Annotated in this window: 13 protein-coding genes; 8 read left to right on the forward strand and 5 right to left on the reverse strand. The window is 46.9% G+C overall.

Translation table 11 applies throughout. The annotated features are described in order from the left end of the window. Positions 1-47 precede the first annotated feature (47 nt). The 5 genes from yfkAB to MHH57_RS08060 all read left to right on the forward strand — a co-directional run bounded on the left by yfkAB (position 48) and on the right by MHH57_RS08060 (position 4,087). Positions 48-1,178, forward strand: a complete 1,131-nt coding sequence (yfkAB, locus tag MHH57_RS08040) for a radical SAM/CxCxxxxC motif protein YfkAB (protein ID WP_340884910.1) — start codon at positions 48-50, stop codon at positions 1,176-1,178. Positions 1,179-1,194: 16 nt separating this feature from the next. Further along, complete coding sequence (locus MHH57_RS08045) at positions 1,195-2,544, forward strand: hemolysin family protein (RefSeq protein WP_029516594.1); 1,350 nt, start codon at positions 1,195-1,197, stop codon at positions 2,542-2,544. Between the two features lie 240 nt (positions 2,545-2,784). Beyond that, positions 2,785-3,009: a spore coat associated protein CotJA gene (locus MHH57_RS08050; protein WP_029516595.1), complete on the forward strand. Its 225-nt coding sequence runs from the start codon at positions 2,785-2,787 to the stop codon at positions 3,007-3,009. A gap of 1 nt (position 3,010) precedes the next feature. After that, positions 3,011-3,472: a spore coat protein CotJB gene (locus tag MHH57_RS08055; protein WP_318626775.1), complete on the forward strand. Its 462-nt coding sequence runs from the start codon at positions 3,011-3,013 to the stop codon at positions 3,470-3,472. 45 nt (positions 3,473-3,517) lie between these two features. Beyond that, positions 3,518-4,087, forward strand: a complete 570-nt coding sequence (locus tag MHH57_RS08060) for a manganese catalase family protein (protein ID WP_029516597.1) — start codon at positions 3,518-3,520, stop codon at positions 4,085-4,087. Between the two features lie 249 nt (positions 4,088-4,336). Here the strand turns inward: MHH57_RS08060 and MHH57_RS08065 are convergent, their stop codons facing one another. Next, the gene (locus MHH57_RS08065) at positions 4,337-5,407 is read right to left on the reverse strand and encodes a glycosyltransferase family 2 protein (RefSeq protein WP_342435009.1); all 1,071 of its coding nucleotides are present in this window, start codon (positions 5,405-5,407) and stop codon (positions 4,337-4,339) included. A 429-nt stretch (positions 5,408-5,836) separates the two neighbouring features. Between MHH57_RS08065 and MHH57_RS08070 the strand changes: the two genes are divergently transcribed. The 3 genes from MHH57_RS08070 (at position 5,837) to MHH57_RS08080 (ending at position 10,127) form a co-directional block, all read left to right on the forward strand. Beyond that, a complete protein-coding gene (locus MHH57_RS08070; RefSeq protein ID WP_342435010.1) occupies positions 5,837-8,653 on the forward strand; it encodes a bifunctional glycosyltransferase/class I SAM-dependent methyltransferase in 2,817 nt (938 codons plus the stop codon). A 25-nt stretch (positions 8,654-8,678) separates the two neighbouring features. Next, positions 8,679-9,341 carry a class I SAM-dependent methyltransferase gene (locus MHH57_RS08075; RefSeq protein WP_069011210.1) on the forward strand — a complete coding sequence of 221 codons (663 nt, stop codon included), beginning with the start codon at positions 8,679-8,681 and terminating at the stop codon, positions 9,339-9,341. 84 nt (positions 9,342-9,425) lie between these two features. Continuing rightward, positions 9,426-10,127, forward strand: a complete 702-nt coding sequence (locus MHH57_RS08080; RefSeq protein WP_081317560.1) for an HAD family hydrolase — start codon at positions 9,426-9,428, stop codon at positions 10,125-10,127. Positions 10,128-10,230: 103 nt separating this feature from the next. Here MHH57_RS08080 and MHH57_RS08085 read toward each other — a convergent pair whose 3' ends face one another. From MHH57_RS08085 to MHH57_RS08100, 4 genes are read right to left on the reverse strand one after another with little or no spacing between them, the layout of a single operon-like run. Beyond that, positions 10,231-11,421: a YheC/YheD family protein gene (locus tag MHH57_RS08085; protein ID WP_069011208.1), complete on the reverse strand. Its 1,191-nt coding sequence runs from the start codon at positions 11,419-11,421 to the stop codon at positions 10,231-10,233. Then, on the reverse strand, positions 11,403-11,918 hold the full coding sequence (locus MHH57_RS08090) for a GNAT family N-acetyltransferase (RefSeq protein WP_069011207.1): 516 nt from the start codon (positions 11,916-11,918) through the stop codon (positions 11,403-11,405). Before MHH57_RS08090 ends, MHH57_RS08085 begins: the two co-directional genes overlap by 19 nt. Positions 11,919-11,934: 16 nt before the next feature. After that, positions 11,935-13,044: a YheC/YheD family protein gene (locus MHH57_RS08095; protein ID WP_069011206.1), complete on the reverse strand. Its 1,110-nt coding sequence runs from the start codon at positions 13,042-13,044 to the stop codon at positions 11,935-11,937. Beyond that, positions 13,041-14,411 (reverse strand): YheC/YheD family protein, encoded by a 1,371-nt coding sequence (locus MHH57_RS08100; RefSeq protein WP_029516605.1) that lies wholly within the window; start codon positions 14,409-14,411, stop codon positions 13,041-13,043. The genes MHH57_RS08095 and MHH57_RS08100 overlap by 4 nt, the downstream gene beginning before the upstream one ends.

Genomic DNA, 14,411 nt, shown 5'->3' on the forward strand with positions numbered 1-14,411 from the left:
AATTATACGTCTTTTGAGGTTAATAACAGAAATAAGGTGAAAACATAATGACAGTTCTACAAAATAACACGCTACCCCAAATATCGCCAACCTATGATCCGTGGGACCCGATTGTCTCATTGCGTACACATGGTCGTCATTTGCTTACGAGTGTGGAAATGACCGTAACGCATCTGTGTAATATGCGCTGTGAGCATTGCGCTGTTGGCGACATGCTGGTTATGAAGGAGGCCCCTTTCCTTCCGTTAGACCTAATGCTGAAGCGTCTGGATGAAGTCGAGCATCTGGAGACCATCAGTATTACAGGCGGGGAACCTGCTTTGCTCGATAAAACAGTGGATGAAGTGATCGTTCCACTGTTGAAATACGCCAAAGAGCGCGGTATTCGCTCGCAAATCAACTCCAATCTGACGTTAGATATTCGCAGATATGAGAAGATGCTTCCTTATCTAGATGTGATGCATATTTCGTTTAACTATTTGAATGCGGACGATTTTTATGAAGTGGGTTTTGCAAATACAGGCCGGCCGACCCCACGTGCGGGTGCTGTTCGCCTGTATGAAAAAATGATCGAGAATGCCTGCAGATTAAGTGAAATGGGAATGTTCATTTCAGCTGAATCCATGATTAATTATCGGACACACACGAAGCTGGAGGGCATTCATCAGTTGATCAACGAAATGGGATGCCGACGGCATGAGGTTCATCCAATGTATGCGTCAAATTTTGCCTCTGCTTTGCCTGTGCTTTCACTCGACGACATGCGGAACTCTATCCATAAGCTGCTGGATGTACGTAATCAGGACATGTGGATGTTGTTTGGCACATTACCGTTCTTTGCTTGTTCGGACCGGGAAGAAGACCGCAAACTGCTTCGCCGCTTGCGTCAGGAACCGAATATTACGGTGCGTAATGATCCAGACGGAAGAAACCGTGTGAATGTGAATATGTTCACGGGTAGCGTGTATGTGACGGATTTTGCAGACATTCCGGCTTTCGGCAACATTCAGGAAGACAGTCTGGACGATATTTTTGGTGAATGGCTGAATGAGCATCCGTTGAATCAGACTGTGAACTGTCATTGTGATGCCGCTGCCTGTTGTGGACCGAACCTGCTCGTAGCGGATATGTACTACAAAGGAATAGACTTTAAATCAAGAAAAGCATTACAACTATAGAAATGGGGAGTTCGTATTGGATGGTCATACCGAGTTTCATTGGGGATTGCTAGCTGTGAATCTCCTCTTGGTACTGCTGCTTGTCTTTCTAAATGGTGTATTTGTGGCCGCAGAATTTTCGTTGGTCAAAATGCGCCAATCCCGATTGACGCAGCTCCAAAGCGAGGGTCATCGCCTGGCAGGCTATGCGCTGAAGGTGAACCAAAGGTTGGATGCTTATCTGTCCGCCACCCAATTGGGCATTACGCTGGCTTCATTGGGTTTGGGTTGGATTGGAGAGCCAGCAATATCCGGCTACCTGATAGAGCCACTCATGCACAAACTCGGTGTAACTGACGGCACCCTGATTACAACGATATCCGTTGTCGTCGGATTTTGCGTAATTACCTTTTTGCATATTGTATTGGGGGAATTGGCTCCCAAGTCTTTAGCGATTCAGAAGACTGAAGGTGTGGCGTTGTTTTTATCGGCGCCTTTGCTGCTTTTTTATAAGGTCTTTCTACCTGTGATCTGGGTATTGAATGCTGCGGCAAACTTGCTGTTGCGTGCATTCGGGATTCAGCCGGCGAGTGAAGCCGAAGCGGCTCATTCGGAGGAAGAGATTCGTATATTGATGAATCAGAGCGCCAAAAGCGGTGTGATTGATAAGGACGAAATTAAGCTGATGGATAATATTTTTGATTTTTCCGACTTGCTTGCACGTGAAATCATGCTGCCGCGTACAGATATGGATTGTTTGTATACGAATTTGTCGTTTAAGGAAAATCTCAAGATTATCAGCGAGACCAAGCATTCCCGCTACCCGGTAGCGGTTGAGGATAAAGACCAGATTATCGGTTTTGTCCATATCACGGATCTTCTGCTAGCTGAGCAGGGGGAACAACTGGATCTGGCTTCGGTGGTACGTCCTATTTTGAATGTGCCGGAGTCTATGGAAGTGAGTCACGTGCTACGCCTTATGCAGAAAAAACATTCCCAAATGACTCTCGTGGTAGATGAATACGGCGGAACGGCCGGGCTGCTGACAGCGGAGGAAATTTTGGAGGAAATCGTCGGGGATCTCTATGATGAGTTTGAGGATGAACGCCCAAGCGTGGAAATCAAGGAGAACTTCATCTCTGTGGACGGTCGTATGCTCATTGAGGATGTCAATGATTTGACTGGAGTAAACATTGAAGACGACGAGGTGGATTCCATCGGAGGATGGCTGTTCAAGGAATTGGAAGGCATTCCGGTGAAAGGGAAGAAAATTGAGTTTTATAACCTTACCTTCGAGGTGGAGGAAGCAACAAGGCTTCGCATAATGAGAGTGAAGATTCACCGCAAGCCTGAGCCTGTGATTGAAGATGAGCTTTCTACCGATTGAGTCCTGATCCACAGAGATAGGTAAGATCAGTTCAGGTATGTAAGTTATTATAGTGTGCTGAAGCAAGAACCTTTAGATCCACGTTACCGTGGTTTTAAAGGTTCTTTTTGATTAGAAACAGTTTTATAGTTATTTTTTTTGAACAATTATTTTTATCTGTGATTTTTTGTTCGAGACTTGGGCGATGCGGCATATGTTGAATAGTAAAGCAGATGGATCAACCAAAGGAGGTCCCGGCCCGTGAAATTTCCACAGCAAGGTGAGTATGCCCCGTTTGTCGGCCCGTTCGATCCGTGTCCGCCCGTTCTGTGCAAGACTTATGTGCTTCCGCCAAACTTGTTTGTGCAATTTCAGCCCCCTGGTCTACCGCAATTCAGTCCAGATGAGGCGCTGACGAAGGGAACGCTATGGCCTTTGCTTTACAGCCCTTATGAGCCTAGAAGAAACCAGGGGGGAGGCGAATAGAATGGAGAATCCAAATCAGGGTCAGTCCCCATTCCAATTCCAGCAGCAAAATCAGCATGAGAGTGGACAGCAACAGCCGAATCCATATCAAAGCCCTTATTCAAATCCGTATCCATACCAGAACCAGTATCAGAACCAGTATCAGAACCAAACTCAGGGCTATAGTCAAGCCGGAAACCCGACCCAAGGCTGCACGTCCCAAACCAAGCCGGGGGATGCCCAGTTTTATGCGTTGCTGGAGAAGCTCCAAGCGGTGGATTTTGTGTTGGTGGAGCTGAATTTGTATCTGAATACGCACCCAGATGATTTACAGGCCATCGAGCAGTTCAATAAGCTGACGCAGGAAAGAACGGCGATTGCTAACGAGTATCAGATGCTATATGGGCCTTTACAAAATTTTGGTCGTGCCTATTCCAAGTATCCTTGGGAGTGGAGTCAATCCCCTTGGCCGTGGCAGGTCTAGGCAGGTACAACCTTTTAACAACCTTTTATAAAGGAGGGGACATGAATGTGGGTATATGAGAAGAAACTGCAATATCCCGTACGTGTCAGCAAATGTGATCCTCATATGGCCAAACTGCTTATGGAGCAGTATGGTGGAGCGGATGGCGAGCTGGCAGCGGCATTGCGCTATCTGAATCAGCGATATACGATTCCCGATAAGGTGATTGGTGTACTGAACGACATAGGCACGGAGGAATTTGCGCATCTCGAGATGATTGCGACTATGATTTATAAGCTGACCAAGGATGCGAGCGTAGAGCAAATGAAGGCTGCCGGTCTGGGTGAATATTATGCGGCACACGACCATGCGCTGTATTATCAAAACGCTGCCGGAGTTCCTTTTACAGCGGCTTATATTCAAGCCAAAGGCGATCCTATTGCCGATCTATATGAGGACATAGCGGCAGAGGAAAAGGCACGAGCTACATATCAGTGGCTGATTGATCTGACAGACGATGTGGATTTGCAAGATAGTCTGAAGTTTCTACGTGAACGTGAAATAATCCATTCGCTCCGTTTCCGTGAGTCAGTGGAAATTTTGAAGGGGGAAAGAGACCGGAAGAAAGTGTTCTGATAAAATGATATACGAGGTCTCTTGGTGAGCTTAAGCTTGCAGGAGACTTTTTTTCTTTTGAAGTAATCTAAGCCAATGAAATGGTCCTTCCCGAGGAGCAGCAATGGGCATTTATATATAAGAGGGGGTAAAAATAAAAGCCCCGAAAAATTGCAGGCTGTCCGCCGGGTATCGTGCCGAGCACATATCGGCATGATGACTAAGGTCGGCTACATTGAACGACCTTTCCCCGGCGCGTCTTTCTCATCTCTATTGCTTCAGTTGTGCGAAATACTTCTCGTTATATAAAACACTTGGATGAGTAGGGTGGTGCAACTGAGCTATGCGATGATGCGATTTTGCCTTTTCGATGTCACCGATTCGGTCGTAACACAGGCATAATTGCAAGTGTGGAAACCAGGTATAGTACGACGAATTGGTTAGGGCCATCACATCTTGTGGAGGCTCTATCAACGTTGCCTGGTGAAACCAGTAAATGGCTTGAGTATACTGTTCGTCTTCAATCAACAAATTGCCAAAGACACAGCAGAACTGGGCGTGTGGTACATCAAGGTTAAGTGTGCGAAGCAGAGCCATACGCTGCTCCTGTTTTTGACCCTGGTGGGCGTAGCAATCCGCTAGCTTAAAGCAAGCAGCAATCCGATCCTCAATCCATCCTTGATCGAGTCCCAGATAGTGCTCGTACTGCTGGATGGCTTCTAGTATGCGTCCGTTATCATATAGTTCATTCGCGAAGTAGTAGTGATCTCGCTCAGAAAATGCAGTGCCTTGCTCCCGATGCTTGAGATATATATGCAAATTACGATCAGTGTAGGCACGTGTCTTTTTATGAGTCACCGCTATATTACTGTGAAAGGTGCTGCCAGTCACATGCAGGAATTCGTGCACAAAGCCGATCCATCTGAATCTTCGATCACGCCGCACAATTCGGTTTCTTTTGAGCTTATACAACGGCTGTCCTTGTTCATCTACAGACAGCACATAATCCATCGTAATGCTGTCATAGGAGAGGGTGGCTTGTTTCTTCCAGTTGAGAAATGATATTCGGTCTTTTTCTTCCAGTATGTCATCAGCGTCCAGCCAAAATTGATATTCTTGCGTTGCCTGATCAAACGCATAATTGCGGGCTGCAGAGAAATCATCGCACCATTCAAAATGGTATACCCGAGCATTGAACGATGCAGCGACCTCTTGGGTACTGTCAGTGGAACCAGTATCTACGATAATGATTTCATCTACCAGGTCATGGACTGATTTCAGACAGGTATGAAGGGCTTCTTCTTCATTTTTGACAATCATACATAAGCTGACAGTTACCATGCTCTTTGTCCCTCCCAAAAAACTTGGTATAATCTCCATTTTATTAGGATAGCTTGCTCATTATGTAGTAATTCCGAGGGCTCGTTGAGAGGATGGTGATAATCATAAATTCAGTCTTGCTCTAATAAATTAGAAAATCAAAGTCTGATATGAGGGGGAGGAGATTGTGCGAAATTCGATATTATCAAGCGACCGGGAAATAAATTTGATGGCTAAATGTAGTTAGAAAACGGGTGGAAAACTGAAAAAGAGTAGTTGTTTGGATGGTAAGATTGTATTTTTGTATGGATGTCGTTTTCATTGATATTTCCAGGTGCAAGTCCATTCATACTACGCTCACTCCCATATCGCTCGGTTGCAATTATGGTATGCCTTAGGATATGGAGGGGGAACGGTTATGAGGCTTCTGCCTGATGGAGGCGTTGAATCATGCGTATACTAATCGGTAGCCCGGTGCACCAGAAACCGGAAATATTGTCTTTATTTCTTCAAGCTTTAGAGCGACTGGAGGCACCTGATGTGCTGCCCGATTATTTATTTGTCGATGATAATGACAATCCGACTTCAAGCCAATGGCTTGCCGATTTTTCCAATCGGCTGCCGGGCAGGGTTTTGCCCTTGTTAACAGGTCCACAGCAAGTGGAGAACCGAAGTGATGAGCACACTCATTATTGGCCGCCAGCCCTCGTCTGGAAAGTGGCCGACTTCAAAAATCGTCTTATTGATTATGCACTTCAGCATAATTATGACGCGCTGTTTTTAGTCGACTCAGACCTGATTCTCCATTCCCGTACCTTATGTAAGCTGGTGGAGGCGGAGAAGGATATTGTATCTGAGATTTTCTGGACACGCTGGCAGCCGGAGGGGCCTCTATTGCCTCAGGTGTGGGTTAGTGATGAATATAATTTGTTCCATCGTGAAGAAGGCGAAGTGTTGTCGGCAGAGGAGCGAGCACAACGCGAGTTGCATTTTATACACCAATTGCATGTTCCTGGTTTGTACGAAGTGGGGGGTCTAGGTGCTTGTACCCTAATCCGCAGACGTGCACTGGAAGCAGGGATTCACTTTGGTAAAATCAAAAACGTTTCCTATTGGGGAGAAGATCGACATTTCTGTATTCGGGCAGCTGCATTTGGATTTCCACTTTTTGTGGATACACACTATCCGGCGATGCATCTGTACCGGGAAGCGGACAGAATGAAGGCAGAGCAGCTACTATTCACCCTAAATTATTTTACAACGAGCGCTGTTCATACGGACCAATCAGAACATTTAGCATATCTAAATCACTCCGATACTTCTACTAACTCTCCTGCCTTCAATCCTTCTGCATCATCAAGTCCATCTAAGTTCCCTGAACCTCCTGTTATACCGTATGACCTCCGTGAGTCAGCTGTCTTTGCCAAGTACACGGCAGATTCTTTTGTTATACCACAAACGTTCCCTGGTCCACGACAAAGTGAACTTCATACGCCGCCTGTCTCCAAACCCAAATTGACGCTGACCATGACGGTATACAATGAGGCAGATCGCAAGCTCATTGACGTGCTGCGGAGTCATCGAGAATATATTGATGAAGCGGTCATTATTGATGATGGCAGTCAGGATGATAGCGGAGAGTTGTGCCGTGAGATCCTAAAGGGAATCCCATTACGTTTAATACGCAATGAAACAGCTTCTTTTAGCAATGAATTGGAACTACGTAAGCAACAGTGGAGAGAGACGTTGGCTTCTTTTCCGGAATGGATATTAAATATGGATGCTGACGAAATGTTCGAATCTCGTTTTGCTCAAGGGGTACATTCTTTGTTAGCGGGAACGAAAGCGGATACGATTTGTTTCAGGTTGTTTGATATGTGGAATTCCACGCATTACCGCGATGATGATTATTGGCAGGCTCATCAATATTACCGTCCTTTTTTAATTCGATATAAGGAAGGGTTCTCTTATAAATGGAAGGAGCAGTCCTTGCACTGTGGGAGATTTCCCGAAAATGTGCTTGACCTTCCCAGTGAAATCAGCAACTACCGCATCCAGCATTGGGGATGGTGTACACCTGCTATTCGCATGGCCAAATTTCAGCGATATCAGTTGCTTGATCCAAGTGCTCGTTATGGCTGGAAAGAGCAATATGAATCTATTTTGGACCCGAACCCCCGACTCACGCTTTGGGTAGATCAGGACAACATAAATGGAGAAAAAGAAACTACACCAGAGTATGAAGCTACCCATGATGTGAACGCCATGGATGTTGCCGAGATTTCAAGTGTCCAGGTTATGAATAATTCCGGTCTACAAATTAAAAGTGAAATAAAGAACGTATTTTATAGTAAATGCAAACTGTGTGGTTCGTCTGACACGGGAGTATTTCATAACTATGAACGCTTTACCTTGATGGGGTGCGGCTCCTGTGGCTTGGTTTTTCGTAATGATGTGGATCATATACAGCCGGAGGATATGATTGCAGAGATTTATAATGCCGATTGGGTTGCTATGCGGGATAGTGCAGCAGCGTCAACTTATGGGGATCATGCCCTTTTTGGACTCATGCTACTGGATATGTTCAGCTCCGGTAAAGGAAAATTGCTTGAGATTGGATCAGGTACCGGAGAATTTATCCATGCTGCCCTTCAAGCCGGCTGGGATGCAGTGGGTATTGAACCTTCCATAGACTCGCGTGCTTACGCCAAACACAAATATGACGTGGATTTATTGCCGGGTTACTGGAACGGTGAAACCGAAGAAGATACTCAAACCGATGAAGCATGTGATATGCAGGAATTGAATGAAGCACAAGAAATACAAGAAGTAGAAGAAGATACTGAATTACCACTGGATCACAAATACGAGGCCGTAGCATGCTGGCATGTGCTGGAGCATATTGCGGACCCTGTTGCATTTTTGACAGATTTACGCGAACAGCTTCAACCTGACGGGACGTTATATATTACAGTGCCCAACAAAAACTCGTTCACCAATGAGGCTTATGGTGTTTATTCACCTTTATTTACTGAGGAAGATCATTTATATCATTATTCTGAGCATACGCTGGTGCTCTTACTGGAAAAGTCTGGATTGCGCTCGGTGGCTATGTTTACCCGCCAGCTTCCCTCTGGTTTGGATGCCTTGCTGCAAGCCCATCCTTTGTACGGTGATCTTGCCTTTACGGAGCAAATGGGATTGTTGGCCAAACTTCAAGGCGAGAAACGGGGTCATGAACTGTGCTGTGTTGCAAGAGTAATTTAAATCTCTCCAAAAGGAGGCAGCATCCATGAACATGTCTGACCCGTATCTATCTCGCTTTTTTGTATATTCTGACCCCAACTCCTCCAGCATGATTTACAGACTCCCCCAAAGCTGGTGGAGTCGCCCCTATGAGTATGAGTGGTGTCTTCAATTTATGTCCGGTCAAGATTCGGTGCTGGATGCAGCGTGTGGAATTCCACATCCATTCAAATTTGAGTTGGCCCGCCGTTGCGCTCAGGTCTATGCTTGCGATCTGGATATACGGATCGTTTCCGTGGATGCCATTTTGGCCGAGGTGCGGCGGGATATCGGAGAGGAGGCTGCCGAGCGCATTCAGGAGATTTTACCGGTTCGGCTCCACTCCGCACATGCCAATCTGACAGCTCTGCCTTATGAGGATGCCAGTTTTGACAAAATTGTATGTATTTCAGTGCTGGAACATTTAACACCTGAGGAGTCTTTGGCAGCCTTACATGAATTTCACCGGACCATACGCGATGACGGAATGCTTCTGCTGACGTTTGATTACCCTACAGTGGATCTATCAGCGATGGAGCAATGGATAGAGCAGGCGGGATTTTCGTATTGGAATGGTGTGGATCTCAACCTTCCAAGGGGTGCCTTACACACGGATATGTGGGGTGGTTTGCATTGTTTCAGGACTGTTTTAAAAAAATATAAGAGTTAGCGGTATGCGCAATGAGGTTTACACGGACCTCTCTTATTGCTTATCATGAGAGGGGTTAGAGTTGTAAACCTACATAGGAAAGGAATGACTGATAACTACATGAACAATGCACCTGTGTTGAAGAAACCTGAGGCTATGGTATTTGATATGGACGGTACACTTTTTCAGACGGAGACGCTATTGCTTCCTGCGTACCACAAGCTGTTTGATACGCTGCGCGCCGAAGGGCTTTATGAAGGAGAGACTCCTCCCGAGGAGCTTATTTTGAATAGTTTGGGCATGCTGCTGGATGAAATCTGGAGAAGAGTGATGCCGGAAGCCAGCGAAGCGGCCCATAGAAGAGCGGACGAGCTGCTGCTTCAGCTGGAACTGGAGGGATTGAAGAGCGGAAGTCATGCCCTGTATCCACAAGTAAAAGAAACACTCCAGGCCCTTCATGAGCAAGGTGTCCGATTGTTCGTAGCTAGTAACGGTCTGGAGGACTATGTAAAGGGGATCGCTGCTGCGTATGAAATGGTTCCCATTTTTGAAGGACTGTACAGCGCTGGGGAGTACAGCACGCTTTCCAAAGTGAATTTGCTGGAAATTCTATTGAGCAAGCACGATATTTCGAACGTATGGATGGTAGGAGATCGTTCCTCAGATGTGGAAGCAGGCAAAAAGAACGGACAGACGGTGATCGGTTGCGCTTATGCGGGATTTGGTGTGGACGATGAGTTGAAGGGGTCCGATGCGATTATTACAGACTTTACGCAACTGCTTACACTTTATAAAAACGCTGAGTAACTGTGAAACACAGGTTATTGGTTATAAATAGGCTCGACGCACCATATAATTAAACATGCTGTTACTGTCGGACAGATGAAAAAAAGAAAGGAAGGCAGCCACTTTACGCGGAGCCTTCCTTTGTCTTATTCTCTGTCTTATTTTCTGCTTTATCTTCTGTTTTATCTTCTGCTTTGTGGTCAGCCTGAGGCTTTGGATTAATTTGTGTGTGGTAGACCCACAAGGCATATTCCATGGGCTTGGCGATGGAGCGGCGATAGGTTTCTTTTTCACCAATACGCGAAAAGACCTCGCGGGCTGGCTTCGGGTTGACTTCCAGCACATATATATGACCGTGCTTATTAATTGCCAAATCGAGTGCAAGCTCACACAATGCCCCGTAGCTTTCTTCCAGATACGCAGCGATGTCCAGTCCGAGTTTTTCCCCTTGCTTGATGATTTTCTCTCTATGGCTTTCATCACGAATCCATTGCGTTAGCAATTGGCTCATCGGTACTGCCTTGCCTCCACCATGCAGGTTGGAAGTGACACTCCGATGCGCCCCGATGCGCCCGGCGCATCCGGTTAGCTCCCATACTCCTTGGCCATTTTTCTGTACCAGCATACGGTAATCATGGACTCTGCCATTCGGCAACTGCACAGGAATGCCTTCCTGAACAATGTAATTATCCATGTTCCAGCTGCTCAGACGCGGCTCCAGACGGTCAAGACGTACCCGCTGCTGGGGAATGATATGGCGTTTGCGATTGCGGCCCTCAATCAGATACAGGCCTCCTTGCTTGTTAACAGGTTCAATACGTAAAATACCTCGGCCTCCCGTACCGTTAATCGGTTTGAGGTACACTAGTGAATTCTGTTTGAGCATCCGTTTGACACTATGAAATCCACTGAACAGCTCTGTTGCAGGCAAATGGGGGCGAAAGGCAGACCTTCTCGCAAGCTGCTGATGAATGACCCATTTGTTACTCAGGGGTCGGTTTAAATATACAAGGTCTGTGTATTGCAATCGGAACTGCTTCAACTGACGATATCGCTCACTGCGCTGTACCCGACAACGGTCGAAAATCATGTCTGGGAACTCTCGCCACTTTCGGCTCCATTTTCCGCTGTGTGGATCATAGATTTGGGCAAGGAGCAGCCTGCGATCCTTATGGACATCCGCAGGAGTGAATACATACATATCCAGTCCCAGCCGTTTCCCTTCTGCAATCATGCGCTCATATATGTCGCGTTCCTCTAATTGCTTCTTGTTGTTCAAATACAAAGTCATGATGCCTAGGACAGGTTTTGGCACAGCATTCCACCTTCCTCTGCCGTCTGCTTATCTTGGGATAACTCTCCGTGAAATATCAGCGTGGGTTTCCCGGTTGGTCCAGTCGTCATTTCATGCGCAACAAGCCCAGCGCGGAAACAGGTTTTGAGACTGGACATATTGTCGGCGGCTACGCTGCACGTCAGACGGCGCAGCTGTTTGAGCTGGGCGGACAGCAGTCTAGCGCCCAGTCTGCGGCCCCGGTAAAGCGGACGAACAATTACGATGCAAGCATCCTCCCCGTAATTCAGAGCGAGGGAAAATCCGGCAATCCGCAGCCCCTTCTCCGTGCGCACAAATGCACACAGGAGGGAGGAGCCAGGGGTGTTCAATTGCTCGGGCGTTAAAACGGCCAACTGCCGCAGAGCATTACGAGTAATGCGCATGCCCCCTGAGCTGCGGGCCAAAAACAGCAACTGTCGTCGTCTCAGCAGCCAGCTCCGGGCAGGCAAATGTTGAACATCGCTAATTTGCGGCATGATTCCACTTCCTTGATCATGATTTCATTCGTCCGGCCAAAAAGGAGCTGTACTGGAATATGCGTCTAAGCGACTTTTGGCGGATTTCCGGCTCGTCAAATTTCATTGGTTTGGCATTGGCCTCAAAAAACCAGAGGGTTCCGAGCGTATCCACGCCCAGATCCATGGACATTTCGCCATGAGAAAGACCGGATGCGCGTTCAATTTGACGTGCAATCTGTATGGCCGTACTTTTAACTTTGTTCAGTAGATCCGTGCTGTCCTCAGGCCCAAACAGTGAGGACAGTAGCTTGAAAGGGTCCTCTACACTCCCGCCACGCGGGACATGTGTGGTAATGCTCCCCTTACCGGCCAGTCTGGCACCGACTCCGGTGATACTCCAGGAGCCACGGATATTTTTTTGTACCAGGATACGCAGGTCGAAGGGTTTTTTCTGATGGGTTGCCAGATCGATACCCTGTTGAATGATATAAGGTGAGTTGCCTGCTTCCCGTCGGATACGTCCCCACAGCCGGGATAGCGATACAGATCTGTAGGTTACACTTTTTTTGTCATGCTGAATGGTCAGTCTGTAAGCCATTAGATGGTCTGGGAGGAATTTAAGAATCATAATCCCCTTTCCGGCCTTACCGTTTTCCGGCTTGAGATACAGGTATGGATACGTAGACAGCATTTTTCCTAAGGAAGACAGGTTGCTTAACCGTTTGGTTGCCGGAACAAGCTGACGAGTCGTTTCTGAGGTGCGCAACCACTTGAACAGTTCCCATTTGTTAAAAAAGCCTGGATTGTACAGCTCAATGCCCGAGGCATGTGAAATTTCATCCAACTTTGTGCGCACAGAGGTTTTAAGTTCATAATTACGGTTGGGGATGCGATTATAAATGACCTGTGGAGGTGGGAAATCCTGTTCCTCCCACGTCTGTAAGCTCTTGTTGAAGACATAGCCCTTAATCGTCTCATCTGCCAGTTTCAGGTCCCTGACGGTAACAATGTACACCTGATATCCCATCCGTGTTCCCGTTTCAAGAATATCCCTGAAATTGCGCTGATTGCCCTTGAAAAATTGCCCTTCGTCGTGCACTGTCAATACAGCAACGACTGGCTTATGCTCCGCCCGGGTATTCATAGTTCCTCTTTTCTGCGGAATTTACTGAGGTAAAGACAGTGGTCCAAAATATGCTCCACGGATGCTTTACCCTCCGCACGCAACGATGGATGCTGAAAAATGGATCGGCCTGGCTTGGAGTTGGCTTCAAACATCCATACCTTTTCATCCTGATCAATGCCCAGATCAAAACCGATTTCACCCAATAGATGCTGGTGATGGTGTTCAATGGCTTCAGCGAGTGTAACTGCTACGTTCTTGGCACGTTGAAGCACTTCACCCGCCCGGTCTCCGAATACCCGGTTCAACGCCTGTTCAGGTGTCATAAGAGAACCGCCATTTTTGATATGGGTTGTGACACTGCCACGTCCGGCTTTTTTGGCTCCAATGCCGACGACGACCCACTGATTATTTCCATTTTTATGCATGTGAAACCGGAAATCAATCGGGCAATTGTCAATCTCGATCAGCTGGATACCCTGTTGAATGACATAACCCTTTAACATCTGTCCCTGATTGGAGTGAAGCATCCTGAGCATGGAATTAAAAGAGGCGAATTTTAGCAATACATTGCTACTTTTCTTACGGTACCTCACATAATATCCTTGCTTGGGAACATGGGACAGACGATAGATTCCTTTACCGAGACTGCCTCCACTTGGCTTGTAATAAGCAAATTGATGTCGCTCCAGCATACCTCGGATACGTTCAGAGCTGGGATTCATATATGATTCAGGGACATAGCGGTTAACATCTGGGTTATTCTCCAGCAGATTATAGATATCGGACTTATTGAAAAAGCTCCAGTTAAAAAAGGGAATTCGTTTGCGGGAAAAGCGTTCGCGTAGTTGATTGATCGCCGGGGAAAAATCAGAGCGACGGCTCGGCAAACGGTTATAGATCACGTCCGGCAAAGGTACAAGTTTACGTGTGAATTCCCCGCTGGATGACAGAAAATAGCCGTTAATCGTATCATTTTGCCAGTTGATATCCCGAGGGGTGAAGGCAAAAATATAAGATTTTTTGCTGCCTTCCCTCAGCAGTTGCTTAATAAAGCCTGTGCGCGATCCGAAAGGGCGAGTGGTGGAGGTGGTACCGTCAGACAGCACGCCAATCAACGGCCCTAGCTGTATATCACCATCCAGATTCCGCAAATAGATGGCCCCGCTTTTGGGAACACGGATTGCATTACGTAAGCCGGAGGTCAAGTATAGATGGCGTCCCGCCTTCTGAATTGGTTTTACTGTAGCGGGAATCTGATCCTTACCGAGCCGCAGACGAACGGACTTGGCTCCGGATAATTTAAGGCTTTTCAACAAGGCAGTGGATATATACGCCACCTTGTCGGGCTGCTGTGAGAAATGCACATTGCAATGCGTTAAACTCAT

The sequence above is a fragment of the Paenibacillus sp. FSL H7-0442 genome (genome assembly GCF_038593105.1).
GTDB classification, from domain to species: domain Bacteria; phylum Bacillota; class Bacilli; order Paenibacillales; family Paenibacillaceae; genus Paenibacillus; species Paenibacillus polymyxa_D.